The sequence below is a fragment of the Glycomyces endophyticus genome (genome assembly GCF_039531525.1).
In the GTDB taxonomy this organism is placed as follows: domain Bacteria; phylum Actinomycetota; class Actinomycetes; order Mycobacteriales; family Micromonosporaceae; genus Glycomyces; species Glycomyces endophyticus.
Genome location: NZ_BAAAQF010000005.1, coordinates 427820 through 448367 on the forward strand (window position 1 = coordinate 427820; position 20548 = coordinate 448367).

At 73.1% G+C, this 20548-nt stretch carries 22 protein-coding genes; 11 read left to right on the forward strand and 11 right to left on the reverse strand.

Features of this window, described 5'->3' with window-relative positions; genetic code table 11:
• The first annotated feature begins 96 nt into the window (after positions 1 to 96).
• The 3 genes from ABD419_RS08695 to ABD419_RS08705 are packed head-to-tail and all read left to right on the forward strand — an operon-like array spanning position 97 to position 3028.
• Entirely contained in the window at positions 97 to 1173 is a 1077-nt protein-coding gene (locus ABD419_RS08695) for a FecCD family ABC transporter permease (RefSeq protein ID WP_344484546.1), read from the forward strand.
• Complete coding sequence (locus ABD419_RS08700; protein ID WP_344484549.1) at positions 1170 to 2234, forward strand: FecCD family ABC transporter permease; 1065 nt, start codon at positions 1170 to 1172, stop codon at positions 2232 to 2234. The genes ABD419_RS08695 and ABD419_RS08700 overlap by 4 nt, the downstream gene beginning before the upstream one ends.
• Positions 2231 to 3028: an ABC transporter ATP-binding protein gene (locus tag ABD419_RS08705; protein ID WP_344484552.1), complete on the forward strand. Its 798-nt coding sequence runs from the start codon at positions 2231 to 2233 to the stop codon at positions 3026 to 3028. The genes ABD419_RS08700 and ABD419_RS08705 overlap by 4 nt, the downstream gene beginning before the upstream one ends.
• Here the strand turns inward: ABD419_RS08705 and ABD419_RS08710 are convergent.
• From ABD419_RS08710 to ABD419_RS08720, 3 genes are all read right to left on the reverse strand, one after another.
• Positions 3020 to 4171 (reverse strand): low temperature requirement protein A, encoded by a 1152-nt coding sequence (locus tag ABD419_RS08710; protein ID WP_344484555.1) that lies wholly within the window; start codon positions 4169 to 4171, stop codon positions 3020 to 3022. The genes ABD419_RS08705 and ABD419_RS08710 overlap by 9 nt on opposite strands.
• Positions 4172 to 4325: 154 nt before the next feature.
• Positions 4326 to 5741 (reverse strand): sensor histidine kinase, encoded by a 1416-nt coding sequence (locus ABD419_RS08715; RefSeq protein WP_344484558.1) that lies wholly within the window; start codon positions 5739 to 5741, stop codon positions 4326 to 4328.
• Between the two features lie 2 nt (positions 5742 to 5743).
• The gene (locus ABD419_RS08720) at positions 5744 to 6505 is read right to left on the reverse strand and encodes a response regulator transcription factor (RefSeq protein ID WP_344484561.1); all 762 of its coding nucleotides are present in this window, start codon (positions 6503 to 6505) and stop codon (positions 5744 to 5746) included.
• A gap of 216 nt (positions 6506 to 6721) precedes the next feature.
• On the opposite strand from ABD419_RS08720, the gene ABD419_RS08725 reads away from it, so the two are divergent.
• A complete protein-coding gene (locus ABD419_RS08725; RefSeq protein ID WP_344484564.1) occupies positions 6722 to 7573 on the forward strand; it encodes an SDR family oxidoreductase in 852 nt (283 codons plus the stop codon).
• 17 nt (positions 7574 to 7590) lie between these two features.
• Here ABD419_RS08725 and ABD419_RS08730 read toward each other — a convergent pair whose 3' ends face one another.
• From ABD419_RS08730 to ABD419_RS08740, 3 genes are all read right to left on the reverse strand, one after another.
• Positions 7591 to 8037, reverse strand: coding sequence for a hypothetical protein (locus tag ABD419_RS08730; RefSeq protein ID WP_344484567.1), 447 nt, complete (start codon positions 8035 to 8037; stop codon positions 7591 to 7593).
• A 142-nt stretch (positions 8038 to 8179) separates the two neighbouring features.
• Entirely contained in the window at positions 8180 to 9190 is a 1011-nt protein-coding gene (locus ABD419_RS08735) for an S-adenosylmethionine:tRNA ribosyltransferase-isomerase (protein ID WP_344484570.1), read from the reverse strand.
• A complete protein-coding gene (locus tag ABD419_RS08740) occupies positions 9187 to 9903 on the reverse strand; it encodes an SDR family oxidoreductase (RefSeq protein ID WP_344484572.1) in 717 nt (238 codons plus the stop codon). The genes ABD419_RS08735 and ABD419_RS08740 overlap by 4 nt, the downstream gene beginning before the upstream one ends.
• Before the next feature lie 123 nt (positions 9904 to 10026).
• Here ABD419_RS08740 and ABD419_RS08745 point away from each other — a divergent pair, with 123 nt between their 5' ends.
• Both ABD419_RS08745 and ABD419_RS08750 read left to right on the forward strand, forming a co-directional pair.
• The gene (locus ABD419_RS08745; protein ID WP_344484574.1) at positions 10027 to 11247 is read left to right on the forward strand and encodes a GAF domain-containing sensor histidine kinase; all 1221 of its coding nucleotides are present in this window, start codon (positions 10027 to 10029) and stop codon (positions 11245 to 11247) included.
• On the forward strand, positions 11240 to 11866 hold the full coding sequence (locus ABD419_RS08750; protein ID WP_344484576.1) for a response regulator: 627 nt from the start codon (positions 11240 to 11242) through the stop codon (positions 11864 to 11866). Before ABD419_RS08745 ends, ABD419_RS08750 begins: the two co-directional genes overlap by 8 nt.
• A 15-nt stretch (positions 11867 to 11881) precedes the next feature.
• Here the strand turns inward: ABD419_RS08750 and ABD419_RS08755 are convergent, their stop codons facing one another.
• Positions 11882 to 12583 (reverse strand): alpha/beta fold hydrolase, encoded by a 702-nt coding sequence (locus tag ABD419_RS08755; protein ID WP_344484578.1) that lies wholly within the window; start codon positions 12581 to 12583, stop codon positions 11882 to 11884.
• Between the two features lie 69 nt (positions 12584 to 12652).
• The gene (locus tag ABD419_RS08760) at positions 12653 to 13483 is read right to left on the reverse strand and encodes an aldo/keto reductase (RefSeq protein ID WP_344484580.1); all 831 of its coding nucleotides are present in this window, start codon (positions 13481 to 13483) and stop codon (positions 12653 to 12655) included.
• Between the two features lie 102 nt (positions 13484 to 13585).
• Between ABD419_RS08760 and ABD419_RS08765 the strand changes: the two genes are divergently transcribed.
• Together ABD419_RS08765 and ABD419_RS08770 are read left to right on the forward strand one after the other, a co-directional pair.
• Positions 13586 to 14050 (forward strand): hypothetical protein, encoded by a 465-nt coding sequence (locus ABD419_RS08765; RefSeq protein WP_344484582.1) that lies wholly within the window; start codon positions 13586 to 13588, stop codon positions 14048 to 14050.
• Positions 14047 to 14343: a transcriptional regulator gene (locus tag ABD419_RS08770; RefSeq protein WP_344484585.1), complete on the forward strand. Its 297-nt coding sequence runs from the start codon at positions 14047 to 14049 to the stop codon at positions 14341 to 14343. The genes ABD419_RS08765 and ABD419_RS08770 overlap by 4 nt, the downstream gene beginning before the upstream one ends.
• 48 nt (positions 14344 to 14391) lie before the next feature.
• On the opposite strand, the gene ABD419_RS08775 is transcribed toward ABD419_RS08770, so the two are convergent.
• Together ABD419_RS08775 and gmd are read right to left on the reverse strand one after the other, a co-directional pair.
• On the reverse strand, positions 14392 to 15228 hold the full coding sequence (locus ABD419_RS08775) for an aldo/keto reductase (protein ID WP_344484588.1): 837 nt from the start codon (positions 15226 to 15228) through the stop codon (positions 14392 to 14394).
• Between the two features lie 19 nt (positions 15229 to 15247).
• Positions 15248 to 16237, reverse strand: coding sequence for a GDP-mannose 4,6-dehydratase (gmd, locus tag ABD419_RS08780; protein ID WP_344484591.1), 990 nt, complete (start codon positions 16235 to 16237; stop codon positions 15248 to 15250).
• A gap of 169 nt (positions 16238 to 16406) precedes the next feature.
• Here gmd and ABD419_RS08785 point away from each other — a divergent pair, with 169 nt between their 5' ends.
• The 3 genes from ABD419_RS08785 to ABD419_RS08795 all read left to right on the forward strand — a co-directional run bounded on the left by ABD419_RS08785 (position 16407) and on the right by ABD419_RS08795 (position 19693).
• Positions 16407 to 17552 (forward strand): alkaline phosphatase PhoX, encoded by a 1146-nt coding sequence (locus ABD419_RS08785; RefSeq protein ID WP_344484594.1) that lies wholly within the window; start codon positions 16407 to 16409, stop codon positions 17550 to 17552.
• A 90-nt stretch (positions 17553 to 17642) separates the two neighbouring features.
• Positions 17643 to 18626, forward strand: a complete 984-nt coding sequence (locus tag ABD419_RS08790; RefSeq protein ID WP_344484597.1) for an NAD(P)/FAD-dependent oxidoreductase — start codon at positions 17643 to 17645, stop codon at positions 18624 to 18626.
• Between the two features lie 101 nt (positions 18627 to 18727).
• On the forward strand, positions 18728 to 19693 hold the full coding sequence (locus tag ABD419_RS08795; protein ID WP_344484600.1) for an NAD(P)H-quinone oxidoreductase: 966 nt from the start codon (positions 18728 to 18730) through the stop codon (positions 19691 to 19693).
• 323 nt (positions 19694 to 20016) lie between these two features.
• Here the strand turns inward: ABD419_RS08795 and ABD419_RS08800 are convergent, their stop codons facing one another.
• Positions 20017 to 20451, reverse strand: coding sequence for a MerR family transcriptional regulator (locus ABD419_RS08800; protein WP_344484603.1), 435 nt, complete (start codon positions 20449 to 20451; stop codon positions 20017 to 20019).
• Between the last annotated feature and the right edge of the window lie 97 nt (positions 20452 to 20548).

Genomic DNA, 20548 nt, shown 5'->3' on the forward strand with positions numbered 1-20548 from the left:
GTCGAACTCCTTCGAGGGTGATCGGTCATGGCGGGGTGGGCGAGGGTTAGGTTAGCCTAAACAAAACCGCAGTCACTATCCCGCCGGAGTCCGCCCTTGTCAACCGCGCACCGCGCCCCCGAGCAGGCCCCGCCGCACTCCGCGGACCGCGCCTCCGCCGGGGCCGCAAGCGAACCGGCCCGCTCGCGCAACGGACGCCGCGTCACCGGACTGCTCGTCCTCCTCGCCGTGCTCGCCGTCCTGGCGGTGCTCAGCATCGCCCTCGGCGCCCGCGCGATGAGCCTCGGCGAGGTCTGGGCCGGCCTCACCGACCCCGCATCCGAGACGTACCCCGTGGTCACCGAGCTCCGCGTGCCCCGCACCGTCCTCGGCCTCGCCGCCGGCGCCGCCCTCGGCCTCGCCGGGGCCCTCATGCAGGCCATGACCCGCAACCCCCTCGCCGACCCCGGGCTCCTCGGCGTCAACACCGGCGCGGCCGCCGCGGTCGTCACCGCCGCCTACTTCCTAGGCTTCTCCAGCTTCACCCAGACCATCGGGTTCGCCTTCGCCGGCGCCGCGATCGCCACGGTCGCCACCTATCTCATCGCGGGCGCCGCCACCGCCACCCCGGCCCGCCTCGCGCTGGCCGGCGCGGCCGTGACCGCCGCCGGGTACGCGTACGTCTCCGCGATCCAGCTCATGGACGCCGCCTCCCTGGAGACCATGCGGTTCTGGTCGGTCGGGTCGCTCGTCAACGCCCACACCGCGCCCATCGTCCCGGTCGTCACGCTCATCGGGTTCGCCGGCGTCGTCGGCATCCTCCTGGCCCGGCCCCTGAACGCCCTCGCGCTCGGGGACGCGACCGCGACCGGCCTCGGCGTCGACCCGCGCGTCCTGCGCGTCGCCGGGATCGCCGCGATCACGGTCCTGGCCGGGACCGCGACCGCCGTGTGCGGCCCGATCGTCTTCGTCGGCCTCATCGTCCCGCACGTGGTGCGGGCCTTCACCGGGCCCGACCAGAACTGGGTCCTCCCGTACTCCATGCTCACCGGCGCGGCGTTCCTCCTCCTCACCGACGTCATCGGGCGCCTCGTCGCCCGCCCCGGCGAAGTCCAGGTGGGCATCGTCTGCGCCGTCGTCGGCGGTCCCTTCTTCATCTACCTCGTCAGCCGCAGGAAGGTCGCCCGGCTATGACCACAGCGTCCGCACCGCTCCGGGCGGCGGAAGGCGCGACCGTCCTCCGCCTCGGCGGGTACTCGATCCGCCTGCGCCACCGCGTCCTCGCCGCGGTCCTCGGCTCCCTCGCCGCCCTCATCGCACTCGCCATGTGGTCGGCCGCGACCGGCTCGACCTCCCTCGGGATCGAACGCGTCTGGTACGCGCTCATCGGCCAGGGCACCAAGGGCGACGAGTTCATCCTGTGGACCCTGCGCCTGCCGCGCCTCGCCACCGGCCTCGCCGTCGGCGCGTGCATGGGCCTGGCCGGGGCCCTGTTCCAGAACCTCACCCGCAACCCCCTCGGCAGCCCCGACCTCCTCGGCCTCACCCAGGGCGCCACCACCGGCGCGCTCGTCGCCATCATCGTCACCGGCTCGTCCCTGCAGGTCACGACCATGCTCGCCGCGGTCGGGTCGCTCGCCACGGGCCTGCTCATCTGGGCCCTGACGCGCGGCGGCGACCCCTCCGGGTACCGGCTCATCCTGGTCGGCATCGGCGTCTCGGCGATCCTCGCCGGCGTCAACGGGTACCTGCTCACCCGCACCACGATCATCGACGCGTTCCGGGCCGTCTACTGGCTCACCGGCGACCTCTCCGGCCGCGACTTCGGCCAGGCGGCCGCCGTCGGCGCCGTCCTCGCCGCCGGGGTCCTCGTCATCGCGTTCCTCTCCCGCGGCCTCGACTCGCTGCGCCTCGGCGAGGCCACCGCGACCGGCCTCGGCGTCAGCGTCGGCGCGACCCGCGTGACCGCCCTCGTCACCGCCTCGATCCTCGCCGCCGGGGCCGTGGCCGTCGCCGGACCGCTCGCGTTCGTCGCCCTCGCCGCGCCCCACATCGCCGCGCGGCTCACCGGCTCCTCGCGCAGCTTCCTGTGCTCCGCGCTCGTCGGCGCGCTCATCGTCACCGCCGCCGACATGATCGCCGTCGCCGGCGTCGGCGGCCGCCAACTGCCCACCGGCGTCGTCACCGGCGTCGTCGGCGGCGCCTACCTCATCTGGCTGCTCATCGCCCACCGCAAGAAGGGGGTCATGTCGTGACCACCAGCCCGCTCGCCGCCCGCAAGGCCACGCTCGGCTACGGCCGCACCGTCATCAGCGAGGGACTGAGCGTCGACATCCCCGAAGGGGAGTTCACCGTCATCATGGGCCCCAACGCCTGCGGCAAGTCCACCCTGCTCAAGGCCCTGGCGCGCATGCTCAAGCCTTCCCACGGGACGGTCCTCCTCGACGGCAAGGACATCCACCACCAGAACACGCGGGCCGTCGCCCGCCGCCTCGGCCTGCTGCCGCAGTCGCCGATCGCGCCCGACGGCATCACCGTCGCCGACCTCGTCGCCCGCGGCCGCTACCCGCACCAGGGCATCCTGCGGCAGTGGTCGGCCGACGACGAGCGCGTCGTCGGCGAGGCCATGGCCGCCACCGACATCGCCGACCTCGCCTCGCGCGGCGTCGACGAGCTCTCCGGCGGCCAGCGCCAGCGCGTGTGGATCGCGATGGTCCTCGCCCAGCAGACGCCGCTGCTCCTGCTCGACGAGCCCACCACGTACCTCGACATCACGCACCAGATCGAGGTCCTCGACCTGTGCGCGAAGCTCCACCGCGAGGGCCGCACCCTCGTGGCGGTCCTCCACGACCTCAACCAGGCCGCCCGCTACGCCACGCACCTCATCGCGATGCGCGAGGGCGAGGTCGTCGCCGAGGGCGCCCCGGCCGACATCGTGACCGCCGAGACCGTCCGGCAGGTCTTCGACCTGCCGTGCCGGATCATCGACGACCCCGAGTCCGGGACGCCGCTCGTCATCCCGAGCGTCCGCGCGACGAACCTAGTGTGAGGCCGGGGCCGTCCGCGCCGCGGCGGCGCGGCCCTCCAGGACGATCGCGGCAACCAGGACGACGAGGACGGCCGCCAGCTGGAGCGCGGTGTTGACCAGGCCGACCGGGGCGAGCGCGAGCACGACCGCGGCGAGGACGAGCCGCTCCCAGGGGCGGGGCAGGCGCATCGCCAGGCGCAGCCCGGCCGTGCCCAGCAGGAACGCCGCGACGCCGCCCGACAGCAGCCACGTGGACTCGGCGTCCAAGGGCGACAGGGCGTGTCCGACGGCGTGCTTCAGGCCCGCGGCGAACACCAGGATGCCCAGCAGGACCGGGATGAACGCGTAGGAGAGCCCGACCAGGACCTTGCGGACGCGTGTGACCGGGTCCTTCGCGGCGGTGAGCGCGTGCTCGGTGGCGGGGAGCTCCCGCACGAACAGCGACCACCACATGCAGGCGGCGATCGCGAGGCCTAGGACGGCCGCCAGCAGCAGGTCGGCGTCGACCGGCAGGTCCCGCGCGCCGATGCCGATGGCGACGACCGACTCGCCGAGCGCGACGAGGACGACCAGGCCGTGGCGTTCGGTGATGTGCGCGGGGTGGAGGTTCAGGCCGCGCTGTCCGTGCCAGATCGGCACCGACCAGACGATGGCGGCGGCGAGGGCCCAGAGCGCGTAGCGCCAGAGGCCCTCGGGTCCGAGCTCGGCGGCGAAGACGGCGGCGACCGCGGCGAGGTTCGCGATGAAGACCGGGCCGAACGACCGCGCGGCCTGGAGGTACATGAGGCCGTGGACGAGCACGACCGCGAGCATGCCGACGGCGATCCAGACGCTGCCGCTCTCGAACGCGGAGGGCACGGTGAGGGCGACGACGAGCCAGCCGGCCATGGCGCACAGGAGGAGGACGCGCCGGGCGGTCCGCTGCGGCGGGATCACGTTGGTGAGCCACGAGTAGCCCGCGTACATCCACCACAGGAACCCGAACATGAGCGTGCTCTGGAGCAGGCCGACGAGCGGGTCGTAGGCGATGATCGCGGTGAACTGCGCGACGGTGAAGACGAAGATGAGGTCGAAGAACAGTTCCAGTGTGGACACCGGGAGTTCGTCCTCGTCGGCGACGGGGTCGATGCGTTCCACGAACCAGCGGGGGAGGAGTCGGGTCACGTCCGCAGACGTTAGCACGCCTGAGCGACCCGGTCCCGGGTCGCGATTCGCGGCCGGGCCGCACGACCGCGATGGCGGCCACTGGGGACTCCGACCGAGGGGACCTGCGAACCGCAGGCCCGGCGGCCGCGTTCGCGAGCGGCCCGCCCCGGCGCTACTCCAGGTGCGCGATCGGCAGGCGCACTTCGACGACGGTGCCGCGGCCCTCGTCGCTGTCGAGGCTGATCCGGCCGCCGTGCGAGGCGACGATCGAGGACACGATGGACAGTCCGAGCCCGGAGCCGCCGGTGGCGCGCGAGCGCGACGGGTCGGCACGGTAGAACCGGTCGAAGACCTTCTGGCGGTGCTCGGGCGGGATGCCCGGCCCGTGGTCGGCCACGCGCAGCACGGCCGTGCCGTCCTCCGCGGCGACCGAGACGTCGATCGCGGTCCCGGCCGGCGTGTGGACGCGGGCGTTGGTGAGGAGGTTGACGAGGACCTGCCGGAGCTGGCCCTCGTTGGCCACCACCGTGACCGCGGACGCGGCGGTCAGCGCCACCGGATGCGTCGGGTCGGCCACCTCGGCGTCGTCCACGGCGTCCTGCGCGAGCTGGGCCAGTTCGACCAGCTCGCGGTCGCCGCCGACCTCCTCGTCGAGCCGCGACAGGACCATGAGGTCGTCGACGAGCTTCGCGAGCCGCGCGTTCTCGGAGCCGATCCGGTCCATCGCGCGGTCGAGCTTCTCGCCCTGGGCCGCGGCGCCGCTCTGGTACAGCTGCACGTACCCGCCGATGGCGGTGAGCGGCGTCCGCAGCTCGTGCCCGGCGTCGGCCACGAACTGCCGCAGCCGCTCGTGCTGGCGGTCCCGCTGCGTGATCGCGTCGGTCAGCCGCGACACCATCCGGTTGAGCGCCAACGAGAGCCGCCCCATCTCGGTACGCGGGTCGGCCAAGGCGATCCGGTGGTCGAGGTTCCCGGTGGCGACCGTCTCGGCGTCGGCGACCATGTGGTCGACCACCCGCAGGCCGCGGCGCGTGATGATCCAGGCGGCGAGGATGCCGATGAGCGCGACCAGGAACCCGGTGATGAGCACGGTCCGCGTCAGCGTCGAGATCGACGCCTGCACCTCGGTCAGCGGGGTCGCCACGACGAACGTGTAGATGTCGCCGGTGTTCGTCTGGCGGAAGTCCTGCGCGTAGACCCGGTAGGTCAGCGCGCCGTCGACCGAGGAGACGTTGAAGTACTCGCCGGTCGCGGGGGCCGAGGAGATGTCGGGGAGCGGATCGGGGTCGTCGGCGGTGCCGGCCTGCTGCTCGGCCGCGACCTGGCCGTCGCTGTCGAAGAGCAGGAGCGCGTACTGCGAGACGAGCCGCGGCCCCTCGGGCGCGCCCGAGGCGCCGGGGTCGCCGAGGATGCCGACCGTGCTCATCCACATGGCGAGGTTGTCCTCGTTGGTGGCCTTGCGGAGCTGCTCGTCGACCTGCCCGGTGAGCTTGTCGGAGACGACCCGCACGGTCACGAACCCGATCACCGCCACCGCCACGATGAGCAGGACCGCCATGGCCGCGGCGATCTTGGTCCTGATCGCCACGGCTACACCTGCGGCGGGCGCAGCATGTAGCCGACGCCGCGCACGGTGTGGATGAGGCGCGGGCCGAGCTTGTCGAGCTTGCGGCGCAGGTAGAACACGTACGTCTCGGCCAGGCTCGACTCGGTCTCGAAGTCGTAGCCCCACACCTGCTTGAGCAGCTCCGACTTGGACACCACGCGCCCGGCGTTCGCCGCGAGGTAGCGCAGGAGCCGGAACTCGGTGGGGGACAGGTCGATCGTCGTGCCGTCGCGCGTCACCTGGTGGGCGGCCAGGTCCAGGATGAGGTCGGCGACCGCGACCGTGTCGGCGGGCGCGCTGGCGGCCGCCTCGCGGCCGAGCGTGCGCCGCAGCACCGCCGAGACGCGCAGTGACAGCTCCTCCAGGCGGAACGGCTTCATGAGGTAGTCGTCGCCGCCGGAGCCGAAGCCGTCGCGCAGGTCGTCGGGGGCCGTGCGGGCGGTCAGGAAGATGATGGGCGTCGCGTCGCCCGCGGCGCGCATGCGGTCGGCCACCCCGAACCCGTCGAGGCCCGGCATGTTCACGTCGAGGATCACCAGGTCGGGGCGCACCGACTCCACCGCCGCGAGCGCCTCGGTGCCCGAGCGCGCCGCGGTCACGGTGTAGCCCTGGAACGAGAGGGCTTCGACCAGCAGGTCTGCCAGGCTCTCCTCGTCATCGACGACCAGGAGACGCGCCGGGGACCCGTCGCCCCGGAGCGGTACCGCAGGCGGTACGGCACCGGCTGGCCCGCTGGTCGAAGTCATCCACCGCTCCTAGGTACTCGTGCGAGTCGTCCATCGGTTGCCCAGCGTATGCCACCGATTCCGGCACTGACAGGGTTCGCGGGCCATTCCAGGCGGTTTCCGCACCCGCTCCCAGCGGACGTTCAGGAACGGACCGGAGTGTCGGGCGTTCCCTGCTTCCCCCTGAAGTTACTTTCCAGTAATATCAGGGGACACCGAACTCATGGAGGCAGAGCAATGGAGCACGCCGTCAGGGCCGACCTGGTCAAGGACCACCCCCTCAAGGGGCGCGCCGCGTTCGTCACCGGCGCCAGCCGCGGCATCGGCGCGGCCATCGCCGTCGCGCTCGGCGCCGCCGGGGCCAAGGTCGCGCTGTTCGCCAAGACCGGCGAGCCGCACCCCAAACTCCCCGGCACCCTCTACGAGACCGCCAAGGCCGTCGAGGCCGTCGGCGGCGAGGCCCTCCCCATCGTCGGCGACCTGCGCGACGCCGAATCCGTGGCCGAGGCCGTCGACGCCGCCGCGGCCGCGTTCGGCGGGCTCGACGCCTGCGTCAACAACGCCTCCGCACTCGACCTCACCGGCATCGGCGAGCTCTCGCTCAAGAAGTTCGACCTCATCGCCGGCGTCAACCTCCGCGGCACCTTCGCCGCCATCAGCGCCGCGCTCCCGCACCTGCGCGAGTCCGACCACGCCCACCTGCTCACCGTCAGCCCGCCGCTGAACACCGACCCGCGCTGGTTCGCGGGCGGCCCCTACACGGCCACCAAGTACGGCATGACGATCATGACCCTCGGCGCGTCCGAGACCGAGCCCGGCGTCGCCGCGAACTGCCTGTGGCCCAAGACGACCATCGCCACCGCCGCCGTCGAGTTCGCCCTCGGCGGGCAGCCGATGCTCGACCGCTCCCGCAAGCCCGAGATCGTCGCCGACGCCGCGCTGGCGATCCTCGCGAAGGACCCGAACGCCTACACCGGCAACGCGGTCATGGTCGAGGACCTGCTCGCCGCGGAGGGGGTCACCGACCTCGACGCGTACGCGGTCGTGCCCGGCACCACCGACTTCCAGCCCGACATCTACGTCGACTAGGGGTCGTCCGGCCGGTGCTACAGGCGCCGGTGGTCCTCGTCGGTGAGCCGCTCCAGATCCCGCAGCTCCTCCTCGCGGCGCTCGCGGAGCTGCTTGGGGATGCCGAAGGCGACGACGGCGCCGCCCGCGGCGAGGACCCCGGCGATCACGAGCTGCACGACGCCCCAGCCGGTCTCGCGGGTCTCCCACTCGCCGAGCTCGGCGCAGGCGCCCAGGACGGTCTCGCCGGCCTCGTCCTCGGTCTCGCACAGCGCCGACGGGGCGACCTGCTCGCCTTCGTAGTACAGGACCCGCTCCTCGCCCGGCAGCGCGGCCAGGAACAGGACCGCGGCGAGCGCGAGCGTCACCGCGGCGGTGATCCCGGCGACGAGCGGCGAGTCGGGCAGCGAGAGCCGCCCGCGGCGCCTGGGGCCGCCGGGGCCGGCGAACCGGCCGTCCGGGCCGTACGAGGCGTTGCGCAACACGGGCCCCTCTCGAGAGCGGCGGCCGGACCTCGGCCGCCGGTTCGATGCTAACGCGCAGCTCGCGGGGGTGGGGCGGCGGCGACACCTCCGGCGCCGCGGCTCACGCCGGGACCGGACCCGCCGCGGGTCCGGTCCCGGCGCCTCACGCGATGAGGTGCACGTCGCCGAACTCGTGCCACAGGTAGCGGGCCTCGATCGCGGCGGTGTACGAGTCGCGCAGGAGGCCGGTCTCGCAGATCGCCTCCAGCATCGACAGGTGGGTCGAGCGCGGCTCGTGGAAGCCGGTGAGCAGGCCGTCGACCACGGTCACCGGGTCGGCGGGGGAGACGATCCGCTCGGTGTGGCCCGACGCGGCCTCGACCCGGCCGTCCGTCGCGGCGGTCTCCAGGGCCCGCACCGCGGTGGTGCCGACGGCGATGACGCGCCCGCCCGCGGCCTTCGTCGCGTTCACGGCCCGCGCGGTGTACTCGCCGACCTCGAACCACTCCGGGTACGGGTCCTCGTCGCTCTCCAGCGACGCGACCCCGGTGTGGAGCGTGATCGGGGCGACGCCGACCCCGGCCGACACCAGCCGCGTCACGATCTCGGGCGTGAACGGCCTTGCGGCGCTGGGCATCTCGGCCGAACCTGGGACGGTCGCGAACGCCGTCTGGTACGCGTCGAGCGGCCACTGCTGGTCGACGTACGAGTACCGGATCGGCCGGCCGTAGCGGGCGAGGTAGTCCGGGACCGACGCGACCGGCGGCCGGGTCGTCCACAGCCGCTTGCCGAAGCGCCGCTCCAGGTACAGGTGGACGCCCCCGGGCAGGTCGAGGGTCCGGCCGATGACGTCGCCGAGGTAGGGCTTGTCGCGGTCGCGCAGCTCCACCAGCCACGACCCGTCGGGCCGCACGGAGGAGAAGTGGACCCGCAGGCCCTGCCGGGTGAGGACGGCCGCCGGGAGGGTCCCGGAGTTGTTGACGACCAGGAGGTCCCCGGGGCGCACGAGCGCCGGGAGGTCCTCGAAGTGCTGGTGGGTGATCGCGCCGGTGGCCTTGTCGGTCACCAGCATCCGCACGTCGGAGCGGCCGGTGCCGCGGACCTCCGCGGGGCGGCGCGCCTCCAGGGCGGCGTCGAGCGCGAACGCGAACGGCTCGGTCAAGGTGGTGCTCATTCCCCGGTTCCCTTCTCGGAGTCCTCCGCCGCTGCGAAGGACGTGGCCTGGTAGCGGCCGCTGTCGGGCCGCGCCTCGACGAGGCGGACGATCGCGGCCGCGGCGTCGGCGGGGTCGCCCGCCTCGGCGGCGTCGGCCTCGCCCACCGCGTCGGCGAGCATCCGCGTGCGCATCTCGCCGGGGTCGACCGACCAGACCCGCACGGCGGGCTCCTCGGCGGCGAGCACGTTCGAGAGCTGGTCGAGCGCGGCCTTCGACGCCCCGTACGGTCCCCACGTCGGGTAGGGCCCGGTGGCCGCGTCGGAGGAGACGTTGACGATCGCGCCGCCGCGCTCGCGCAGCGACGGGAGGGCCAGCTGCACCAGGTGCATCGGGGCGCGCATGTTCAGCTCGAACACCTCGGGCCAGGCCTCCAGGTCGGCCTCGGCGAGGGTCGGCAGCGGCACCTCGCCGAGCGTCGACGCGTTGTTGACGAGCAGGTCGATCCGGCCGCCGGCCAGGGCGATCAGGCGCTCGCGGTGCGCGGCGTCGTAGGCGACGCTCCCGGCCAGGTACGTCGCGCCGAGCCGGGCGGCGGTCGTCGCCAGGCGCTCCTCGCCGCGTGCCGCGAGGACCAGGTTCCAGCCGTCGGCGGCGAGCCGCTCGGCGAGGGCCTCCCCGAGGCCGGCGGACGCTCCGGTGACGACGGCGGTGCGGGTTGCTTCGGTAGTCATGCCGACGACGCTATGGCCGCGGGCCCGCGCGCACATCGGGCCGAGGTCGCAGGAGCCGCGGTCCGCAGGTCCTAAGACCAGCGACCGAGGCTCGTCCGGTGCCGCGTGGGCTAGATTCGTGCCGTGACCGCCTCCCATTCCACCGGACCGTTCTCGGAGCCCGCCAAGCTGCTGCACGAGGTGTCGGCCGCCGTCGGCGCGATCACCCGGCACCTGTCCGTGCACCAGGTCCTCGAGGTGATCGTGTCCTCCGCGCGGCGGCTGGTCGGCGCCGACTACGCCGCGATCGGCATCCCCGACGACGAGGGCGGCTTCGCCGAGTTCATCACCGACGGCATCGGTGAGGAGCAGCGCCTGAAGATCGGGCCGCTCCCGCGCCAGCACGGGATGCTCGCGGCGATCCTCACCGAGACCGAGCCGATCCGCCTCGACGACCTGCGCCGCGACCCGCGCTTCCGCTGGTGGCCCAAGGCCCACCCCGCGATGACCGCGCTCCTCGGCGTGCCCATCCGCGACGGCGACCAGACCCTCGGCATCGTCGTCCTCACCAACGACCTCGGCCGCCCCGGGTTCACCGCGGCCGACACCGAGCTCATCGAGCTCCTCGCCTCGCACGCGGCCATCGCGATCACCAACGCGCGCCTGTACGAGCGCAGCCGCGAACTCACCGTCGTCGAGGAGCGCAACCGCCTCGCCCGCGAACTCCACGACGCGGTCATGCAGCGGCTGTTCTCCCTCCGGCTCTCAGCGCGCACCGCCTGCCGCCTCCTGCCCGACGACCCCGAGGCCGCTCGCGGCCGCCTCGACGAGGTCGAGCAGCTCGCCGCCGAGGCCATCGCCGAACTCCGCGCCGTCATCGTCGAACTCCGGCCCGCCGAACTCGACGTCCACGGCCTGGTCGAGACCCTGCGCCGCCACACCGCGCTCCTCGACCGCCTCCACGACACCAGCGTCCACTTCGAACTCCGCTCCCCGGTCGACCTCTCCCGCGACGGCGAGGTCGAGGTGCTCCGCCTCGTCCAGGAGGCACTCGGCAACGCCTTCCGCCATGCCAAGGCCCGCAACGTCTCCCTCACCATCGAGTCCGAGCGCATCACCGTCGCCGACGACGGCCGCGGCTTCGACGCCGACGAGGCCGCCACCCGCGGCCTCGGCCTGCTCTCGATGCGCGAACGCGCCGAGGCCCTCGGCGGCGCCCTCGTCCTGACCACCGCCCCCGGCGAGGGCACGGCGGTGGCGCTCGTTCTGGACGCGGCCGACGACGAACCCGACCTCGACGGCCCCGCACCTGAAGACGGCACCGCCGACGCCCCCGGCGACACCGAAAGGCCCGACCGTGACTGACCCGATCCGGCTCCTCCTCGTCGACGACCACCCCGTGGTCCGCCGGGGCCTGCGCGGCTACCTCGAACTCGAACCCGACTTCGCCGTCGTCGGCGAGGCCGGCGACGGCGAGGAGGCCCTCAAGGCCGTCGCCGACCTCGACCCCGACGTGGTCCTCCTCGACCTCAAGATGCCCGGCCTCGACGGCCAGGGCGTCCTCGACCGCCTCGGCGACGCCCGCGAGCGGCCCCGCGTCCTCGTCCTCACTTCGGCCACCGACGCCGAGCGCGTCCCCGCCGCCATCAACGCCGGCGCGGCCGGCTTCGTGTACAAGGACATCGACCCCGACGCGCTCGCCAGCGCCATCCGCACCGTCCACTCAGGTCAGCTGCTGCTCTCCCCGGTCGCCATGCGCGGCCTCATGAACGGCACCACCGGCCCCGCCGCGCCCACCCTGACCCCGCGCGAGAGCCAGGTCCTCGGCCTCATCGCGAAGGGCCAGACCAACCGCCAGATCGCCCGCGCCCTCGGCGTCTCCGAGAAGACCGTCAAGACCCACGTCACCAACCTCCTCCGCAGGATCGGCGCCGCCGACCGCACCCAGGCCGCCCTCTGGGCGGTTCGCCACGGTATCGGGTGAGCCGCGGGGTCCGGGTCAGGCGAGCTCGTTGATCTGGGCGCTCAGGATGCGGGCGACCTTCTCGGGCTGGGTGATGATCGCGAGGTGGTCGGTGGGGAGTTCGGCCACCGTCCACTCCTTCTCGACCGCCGCGGCCGCCTGGGTGACGTAGGCGGCGCTCAGGCGCAGGTAGGCGCACGGGCCGGGCGGCCAGGCCGGGGCCGGCGGGGCGGTCTCCTCGAAGTAGGCGAGGGGGAGGCGCGGCAGGGCCGCGGTGAAGGTCTCGCGCTGGAAGTCGTCGGGGAGGAGGTCGGCGATCGCGTCCGGCGCGTACCAGTCGCTCCACTTGGGGAGGACGCCGTCGACGGCGAGCTCGCGGAGGCTGGCGCCCAGTTCGGCGGGCGCGGTGTCGAACCAGGACTGCCCCGGGCGGGGGAGTTCGGCGTCGACGAGGACCGTCGCGGTGGTGCGGGGCACGGCCTCGGCGATCGTGGGCAGGAGCGCCCCGGCGCCGCTGTGGGCGACCAGGACCACCGACTCGTGCATCGCGTACTCGCCGAGCGCCTCGGCGACGAGCGCGGCGGCGCCGGTGAAGTAAGGGCCCTCGCCGGCGAAGGCCGGGCCCAGGTCGGGGAGGACCACGACGTGGCCGAGGGACTGGAGGGCCTCGGCGGTCGGCTCCCAGGCGAGAGGTCCGGTCAGCGGGCTGTGCACCAGGACCAGCAGTGGATCGTTCACCCCTCGATTCTCGTGGGGCGAAACGCGAAGTGCAAGGGCCCCGGGGGGTTCGCCCCCGGGGCCGGTGTGCTAGTTCCCGACGACGGCGGGGTCGCCGCCCTGGCGGACGCCGGTGTCGAGGGCGTCGATGGCGGTCAGCTCCTCGTCGGTGAGCGCGAAGTCGAGGGCCGCCCAGTTCTCGCGGATGCGGTCGGGGGTGACGGACTTGGGGATGACGACGTTGCCGCGCTGGAGGTTCCAGCGGAGCGCCACCTGCGCGGGGGTGCGGTCGTGCGCTTCGGCGGCGGCCTTGACGGCGGGCTCGTCGAAGAGGCCGCCGCCGCGGAGCGCCAGTGGGCCCCAGGACTCGGTCGCGATGAGGTGCTCGGCGTGGTAGGCGCGCAGCTCGGGCTGGCTGAAGTACGGGTGGAGCTCGACCTGGTTGAGCTCGGCGGCGGCGCCGGTCTCGGTCTCGATGCGGTCGAGGTGCTCGACGGTGAAGTTGGAGACGCCGGCGGCCCGGATCAGGCCCTCGGCGCGGGCGTCGACGAGCGCCTGCCACGACTCGACGTACTTGCCGAGGCTCGGGCGCGGCCAGTGGAGCAGGTACAGGTCGAGGTGGTCGGTGCCGAGCCGCTCCAGGGACGCTTCGAGGCCCTTGCGCACGTCGTCGTAGCCGTGGTCCCAGACCTTGCTGGTCAGGAACACCTCGTCGCGGGCGAGGCCGGAGGCGGCGAGCGCGCGGCCCACGCCCTCCTCGTTGCCGTATCCGGTCGCGGTGTCGATCAGGCGGTAGCCGGTCGCGAGTGCGACCTCGACCGCGGCCTGCGAGTCGCCGTCCTCGATCTTGAAGGTGCCGAAGCCGAATCGCGGGATCACGGCGCCGCCGGTCAGCGTGATGGAGGTGCTCAGTTCGCTCATGCGCGCAACGCTACTCACCCGGCGAGCGATTGCCCAACTATGCTTGCCGTCACGGAAAGTCCGGACTTGACGCAATGGAAAGTCACCGCTAGAGTTTCCGGTATGGAAAGTCAGCTCAACCCCCAGGAAGCCCGCGCCGCCCTCGAGGAAGTCAACGCCTCCCGCGCGGAGATCGCCGACCGCCTCTACACCCCCTGGTGGTACCACCCCATCCTCGGCCTGCTCATCGGCGGCCTCGTCGCCGTCGCCGGCTCCGGCGCGCGCCTCGTGATCGTCTGGGGCGCCGCGGCGGCCTTCGCCCTCGGCGCGCTCCTGCTCGCCACCGCCTACCGCCGCATCGCCGGCGTGTGGGCCGACGGCTTCACCGCCGGACCGCGCTCGCGCCGCAGCGCCCAGGTCGCCTTCGCCGTCGGCGTGGTCATCGCCGGCACCGGCGCGGTCCTCGGCCTCGGCTTCGAACTCTGGTGGCCCGCGACGGTCGCCGGCGCGGTCCTCGCCGTCCTCACAGTCGTATGGGGCCGCCACTACGACACGCTGCTGCGCGCCGACCTCCGCGAGGCCGCATGAGCGTCGAACCGCGCTTCGACGAGGTGATCCACGCGCCCAACCGGCTCCGGATCTGCTCGATGCTCTCCCGAGCCGCCGAGGTCGAGTTCGCGGCGATCCGCGAAGGGCTCGGCGTCAGCGACTCCGTCCTCAGCAAGCAGCTCAAGGCCCTCGAGGACGCCGGGTACCTGACAGTCCGCAAGTCGCCGCTCGAAGGCCGCACCCGCACCTGGGCCGCGCTCACCGACGCCGGGCGCACCGCGTTCGCCGCGCACGTGGCCGAGCTCAAGCGCCTCGCCGAGGGCGTCCTCTAACACGCGGGAAGGGCGACCGGATCGCTCCGGCCGCCCCTTCCGCGCGTCTCAGCGCTCGCTGCCGCCGGGGTCGATGCCCTGGCGCTCGCCCGACTCCAGGGCGTCGATCGCCGCCATCTCCCCTTCGGTCAGCTCGAAGTCGAACACGTCGAAGTTCTCGGCGATGCGGCTCGCCTTGGAGGACTTGGGGATCACGATGCACCCGTTCTGGAGGTGCCAGCGGATGACGACCTGTCCGGGGCTCCTCCCGTGCGCCGCGGCGGCCGCGGTGACGGCCTCCTCGCCGAGGACCGAGCCGGTGCGCTGGCCCAGCGGGCCCCACGACTCGGTGGCGATGCCGCGCTCGGCCTGCCAGGCGCGCAGCGCGGGCTGGTTGAAGTACGGGTGGAGCTCGACCTGGTTCACCGCGGGCCACACGCCGGTGCCCTCGTGGACTTTCTCGAGGTGCTCGGGGAGGAAGTTCGAGACGCCGGCCGAGCGGATCAGGCCCTCGTCCCGGGCCTTTAGCAGCGCCTCGAACGTCTCGACGTACAGGCCCTGCTTCGGCGAGGGCCAGTGGATCAGGTACAGGTCGAGGTAGTCGGTGCCGAGCCGCTCCAGCGACGCCTCCAGCGCCGCGCGGGCCGCGTCCGCGCCGTGGTGGTCGTTCCAGACCTTCGTGGTCAGGAACACCTCCTCGCGCGGGACGCCGGAGCCGTTCACCGCGCGGCCGACGCCGACCTCGTTGCCGTACATCTCGGCGGTGTCGACCAGCCGGTACCCGGTCGCCAGGGCCGCCTCGACGGCCTCCTGCGCCTCGTCGTCGCCGACCTTGTAGGTCCCGTAGCCGATGCGTGGCATGACCTGGCCGTCGTTGAGCTTCACCGGTTCGCTGCGATCAGTCATGCCCGCGATGGTAGCCGCGCTACGACCCGTCGCGCAGCGCCTTGCGGTCGGCGTCGACCATGACCGCGGCCAGCTCGGCCCAGTGCACGCGGGCCTTCCAGCCGATCTCGCGCTCGATCTTCGCGGGGTTCCCGACCAGCTCGGGGACCTCGGCGGGCCGTTCGTAGCGGTCGTCGTGCTCGATGTGGTCGCGCCAGTCGAGCCCGGCGTGCGCGAACGCGGCCTCGGCGAAGTCGCGCACGGTGGCGGCCCGCCCGGTCGCGATGACGTAGTCGACCGGCTCGCGGTGCTGGAGCATGAGCCACATCGCCTCGGTGTACTCCGGCGCGTAGCCCCAGTCGCGGACCGCGTCGAGGTTCCCCAGGTAGACCTTCTTCTCCAGGCCCGCGGCGATGCGCGCGACGGCCCGGGTGATCTTGCGGGTCACGAACGTCTCGCCGCGCCGCGGGCTCTCGTGGTTGAACGCGATCCCGTTGACCGCGAACATCCCGTACGACTCCCGGTAGTTCACCGTGGCCCAGTGCGCGTACAGCTTCGCGACCCCGTAGGGGCTGCGGGGGTGGAACGGCGCGCCCTCGTCCTGCGGCGGGGCCGTGGTGCCGAACATCTCCGACGTGGACGCCTGGTAGATCTTCGCGTCGATCCGGCTGGCGCGCACCGCCTCCAGGAGCCGGATCGCGCCCAGCGCGGTCACGTTCGCGGTGTAGTCGGGCAGGTCGAAGCTGACGCGCACGTGCGACTGCGCGGCCAGGTTGTAGATCTCGTCGGGCTCGATGTCGCGGATGAGGTTCACCAGGAGCCCCGCGTCGGTGACGTCGCCCTTGTGGAGGAACAGCCGCCGCCCCGACTCGTGCGGGTCCTGGTAGACCGCGTCGAGGCGGGAGGTGTTCGCGATGAGCGACGACGCGTGCCGCACCACGCCGTGCACCGTGTAGCCCTTCGCGAGCAGCAGTTCGGCCAGGTACGAACCGTCCTGGCCGGTGATGCCGGTGATCAGCGCTGTCTTCACGGGCCCGAGTCTAGTTCGTGCCCCGAACGCCCCTGGCCGTTCAGGCCGCGGCCCGCAATCCGTCACCGGACCGTTTCGTGACGTCAACTCGCAAAAGCCGCGAATTCCCTACGCTGGCCTGCGGCAGCACTTCCGCTGCGTCCCATCCTCCCTCCAAAGGACTGCCACCATGCAACGACGGAACGTCATGCGCGCCGCGGTCGCCGGCGCCGGATCGGTCGCCCTCGGCTTCACCATGACCCGCCCCTCCTTCGCCTACCCCGCGCTCCCCGGCACCAGCCCCTACGGCGCCCTCCAGGCCGCCGACGCCCGCGGCATCCAGCTCCCCGCCGGGTTCACCTCCCGGATCGTCGCCCGCTCCTCCCAGACCGTGGCCGGCACCTCCTACACCTGGCACAGCGCCCCCGACGGCGGCGCCTGCTTCGCCGACGGGAACGGCTGGATCTACGTCTCCAACTCCGAGGTCTCCTCCGGCGGCGGGGTCGGCGCCCTGCGCTTCGACGCCGCCGGGAACGTCGTCGACGCCTACCGCACCCTCAGCGGCACCCGCACCAACTGCGCCGGCGGCGCCACCCCCTGGAACACCTGGCTCTCCTGCGAGGAGGTCGACCGCGGCTACGTCTACGAGACCGACCCCTTCGGCGACGACCCCGCCGTCCGCCGCGACGCCATGGGCCGCTTCAAGCACGAGGCCGCCGCGGCCGACGCCGACCACGGCGTGGTCTACCTGACCGAGGACGTCTCCGACGGCGCCTTCTACCGCTTCCGCCCCACCACCTGGGGCAACCTCGCCACCGGCACCCTCCAGGTGCTCACCCAGACCGGCTCGACGCTGGCCTGGGCCACCGTGCCCGACCCCGACGGCTCCCCGACCGCCACCCGCAACCAGGTCGCGAACACCAAGCGCTTCAACGGCGGCGAGGGCTGCTACTACACCGACGGCATCTGCTTCTTCACCACCAAGGGCGACAACAAGGTCTGGGCGTACGACGCCGACGCCAACACCCTCGCCACCGTCTACGACGACAACGTCTCGGGCGCGCCGCTCACCGGCGTCGACAACATCACCGGCGCCTCCGGCAGCGGCGACCTGTTCGTCGCCGAGGACGGCGGCAACATGGAGATCTGCGTGATCACCCCCGACGACGTCGTCGCCCCGTTCCTGCGCATCACCGGCCAGAGCGCCTCCGAGATCACCGGGCCCGCCTTCAACCCGGCCGGGAACCGCCTGTACTTCTCGTCCCAGCGCGGCACCAGCGGCTCCAGCAGCGGCGGCATCACCTACGAGGTCACCGGTCCCTTCCGGGGGCTCTGATCCGCACGGGGCCGCAACGAGCCGCTCGTGCGGCCCCACCGCACCCCCGCCGCCGCTACGATCGTGGGAACTGCCGCGACAACGGAGTCGGTGACGCCCTTGCCTCTCATCACAGTGGACCTCGCGATCGTCGGCGCGGGCCCGACGGGCCTCTTCGCCACGTACTACGCCGGCTTCCGCGGCCTGCGCACCGCCGTCGTCGACGCCCTCCCCGAGGCCGGCGGCCAGATCACCGCCATGTACCCCGAGAAGCAGATCTACGACGTCGCCGGATTCCCCGCGATCAAGGGCCGCGACCTGGTCGCGAACCTCCTCCGCCAGGCCGCCCCCTTCGAACCGGTCTACCTCCTCGGCCACCAGGCCCGGACCCTGGAGCACGTCGACGGCGAGCCCGTCATCGGCCTCTCCGGCGACGTCACCGTCGCGGCCCGGGCCCTGCTCATCACCGGCGGCCTCGGCAGCTTCTCGCCCCGCCCGCTCCCCGCCGCCGCCGGCTTCCGCGGCGCCGGGATCGTCTACTTCGTCCCCGAACTCGCCGCGCACGCCGGCCAGGACGTCGTCATCGTCGGCGGCGGCGACTCCGCGTTCGACTGGGCCCTCGCCCTCCACGGCGTCGCCCGGTCCACTGTGATCGTCCACCGCCGCGAGAAGTTCCGCGCCCACCACGCCACGATCGAGCGCGTGCGCGGCCTCGGCGTCCCGATCATCGTCAACGCCCAGGTCACCGCGATCCACGGGGTCGCGGGCGTCGAAGGCGTCGCGATCGACGTCAAGGACGAGGGCCCGCGCGAGCTCCCCGCCGACGCGATCGTCGCCGCGCTCGGCTTCACCGCCGACCTCGGGCCCCTGGGGGAGTGGGGACTCGACCTCGACCACCGCACCGTCACCGTCGACTCCACGATGGCCGCGAGCCTCCCGCGCACCTACGCCGCGGGCGACATCGCCGCCTACCCCGGCAAGGTCAAGCTCATCGCGACCGGCTTCGGCGAGGCCGCCACCGCCGTCAACAACGCCGCCGTCGCCATCGACCCCGCCGCCCACCTCTTCCCCGGGCACTCCTCCGAGAACCAGTGAACCGTTGCGGCACAAGGAAAGACGGCACGCAACAGGGTCCTGAAATGACTTACTGACGGGTATGTCGCTTTGGGCGGCGGGCGCAGTCATACTATGCGGGAATGCTTGCCATGACCGTGTCCGGCGGGAGCCTCACCGCCGCCCAGGTGCCCGAACCCGCGCCCGGCCCCGACGAAGTCCTCATCGAGGTCGCCGCCGCCGGCGTCAACCGCGCCGACCTCCTCCAGGTCTCCGGCCACTACCCGCCCCCGCAGGGCGCGCCCGCCTGGCCCGGCCTGGAGGTCTCCGGGACCATCGTCGACGTCGGCAGCGCCGACAACGCGACCCTCCTCGGCGCCGAGGTCTGCGCGCTCCTCCCCGGCGGCGGCTACGCCCAGTACGCCACCGTGGACGCCGGGCTGATCCTGCCCGTCCCCGAGCACGTCGACCTCGCCGACGCCGCCGGCCTGCCCGAGGCCGCCGCCACCGTCTACTCCAACCTCGGCTACCTCCTCGACGACGACGCGTCCCGCAAGCGCCGCGTCCTCGTTCACGGCGGCGCCGGCGGCATCGGCACCTTCGCCGTGCAGTTCGCCCGCAAGCTCGCCGACGCCGAGACCTGGACCACCGCCCGCGGCGAGACCGCCAAGCAGCTCGAGGCCCTCGGCGCCGACCGAGTCGTCGACTACCGCAGCGAGGACTTCGCGGCCCTCGCCCAGGAGGCCGGCGGCGCCGACGCCATCCTCGACGTCATCGGCGCGGCCTACTTCGAACCCAACCTCAAGGCCCTCGCCCAGGACGGCCGCCTCGCCATCATCGGCCTCCAGCAGGGCAACGCCGCCCAGATCCACCTCGGCGGCCTCCTCGCCAAGCGCGCCACCATCACCGGCACCACGCTCCGCGCCCGCCCCCTGGAGCAGCGCCGCCAGATCCTCGCCGAGGTCTTCGAACGCGTCTGGCCCGCCCTCGACACCGGCGACATCACGCCCGTCGTCACCACCCGCCTGCCCCTCGCCGAGGCCGCCGAAGCCCACCGGATCATGAACGCCGGCGGCCACTTCGGCAAGATCGTCCTCACCGCGAAGTAGCCGCCGCGGCGGCTACGAAACCGTCGGACCCCCGCGGCACCCTTGTTCGAGGGGCTCTGCGGATGCCCGATTTACGAAGACGCTCCGAGACACGCCGACACGACAGGCGGCGGCCCGCCGCCTGTCGCACCTCCCAGGCACCATCGAAGCCGGGGGCGGCCGCGAACGCCCGAAATGCGAAGACGCTCCGAGACACGCCTGAGGCCGGACCCGCACGGGTCCGGCCTCAGGCCTCTCGTCCTACTTCTCGCAGCAGCCGTGGCAGCAGTCCTCGCCCGCACACTTGCACGCGTCGTCGTTGCAGCAGTTGCAGCACTCGTCGCTCATTCGCACTCACCTCCAACTTCCACTCCGGGGGGACACCAGTTCTCGGGCAGCGGATCGCCGCAGCCGCCGGACTCGACCGCGTCGCGCATCGCCGTCAGCTGCGCCCGCAGGCCCTCCAGCCGCGCGATCTCCGCCGCCACTTCCGCGATCCGCCGCTCCAGGTGCGACCCGGCCGGCTCGCACGGGCACGCGCCCGTGTCCCGGACCGCCAGCAGGTCGGCGATGTCCGACAACCGCAGGCCAGCGCGCTGGCACGCCCGGATGAACCGGGCCCGGTCCAGCTCGGCCGGCCCGTACCGCCGGTACCCGGCGGCACTGCGCTCGGGTGCGGGGAAGAGCCCCTGGCGCTCCCAGTGGCGGACCGCGTCGGTCGTCACGCCCGCCGCCTCGGCGAGCCGTCCCACGGTCAGCGGTGCTGTCGCGATGCTCATGACCCGACGGTAAACCCCGGTGCCGGGACCAAGGTCAAGTCCCGCGCGCGAGTTTCCCCGGACACGCCTCACCCGCCGGTAATGGGCTCGATCACGC

What these genes read in the sequence shown, in the direction of transcription:
- ABD419_RS08700 (WP_344484549.1), top strand. Translation starts at nt 1,170, where the DNA reads ATGACCACAGCGTCCGCACCGCTCCGGGCGGCGGAAGGCGCGACCGTC.
- ABD419_RS08720 (WP_344484561.1), bottom strand. Translation starts at nt 6,505, where the DNA reads ATGACTTCGACCAGCGGGCCAGCCGGTGCCGTACCGCCTGCGGTACCG.
- ABD419_RS08725 (WP_344484564.1), top strand. Translation starts at nt 6,722, where the DNA reads ATGGAGCACGCCGTCAGGGCCGACCTGGTCAAGGACCACCCCCTCAAG.
- ABD419_RS08735 (WP_344484570.1), bottom strand. Translation starts at nt 9,190, where the DNA reads ATGAGCACCACCTTGACCGAGCCGTTCGCGTTCGCGCTCGACGCCGCC.
- ABD419_RS08740 (WP_344484572.1), bottom strand. Translation starts at nt 9,903, where the DNA reads ATGACTACCGAAGCAACCCGCACCGCCGTCGTCACCGGAGCGTCCGCC.
- ABD419_RS08760 (WP_344484580.1), bottom strand. Translation starts at nt 13,483, where the DNA reads ATGAGCGAACTGAGCACCTCCATCACGCTGACCGGCGGCGCCGTGATC.
- ABD419_RS08765 (WP_344484582.1), top strand. Translation starts at nt 13,586, where the DNA reads ATGGAAAGTCAGCTCAACCCCCAGGAAGCCCGCGCCGCCCTCGAGGAA.
- ABD419_RS08770 (WP_344484585.1), top strand. Translation starts at nt 14,047, where the DNA reads ATGAGCGTCGAACCGCGCTTCGACGAGGTGATCCACGCGCCCAACCGG.
- ABD419_RS08775 (WP_344484588.1), bottom strand. Translation starts at nt 15,228, where the DNA reads ATGACTGATCGCAGCGAACCGGTGAAGCTCAACGACGGCCAGGTCATG.
- ABD419_RS08785 (WP_344484594.1), top strand. Translation starts at nt 16,407, where the DNA reads ATGCAACGACGGAACGTCATGCGCGCCGCGGTCGCCGGCGCCGGATCG.
- ABD419_RS08795 (WP_344484600.1), top strand. Translation starts at nt 18,728, where the DNA reads ATGCTTGCCATGACCGTGTCCGGCGGGAGCCTCACCGCCGCCCAGGTG.
- ABD419_RS08800 (WP_344484603.1), bottom strand. Translation starts at nt 20,451, where the DNA reads ATGAGCATCGCGACAGCACCGCTGACCGTGGGACGGCTCGCCGAGGCG.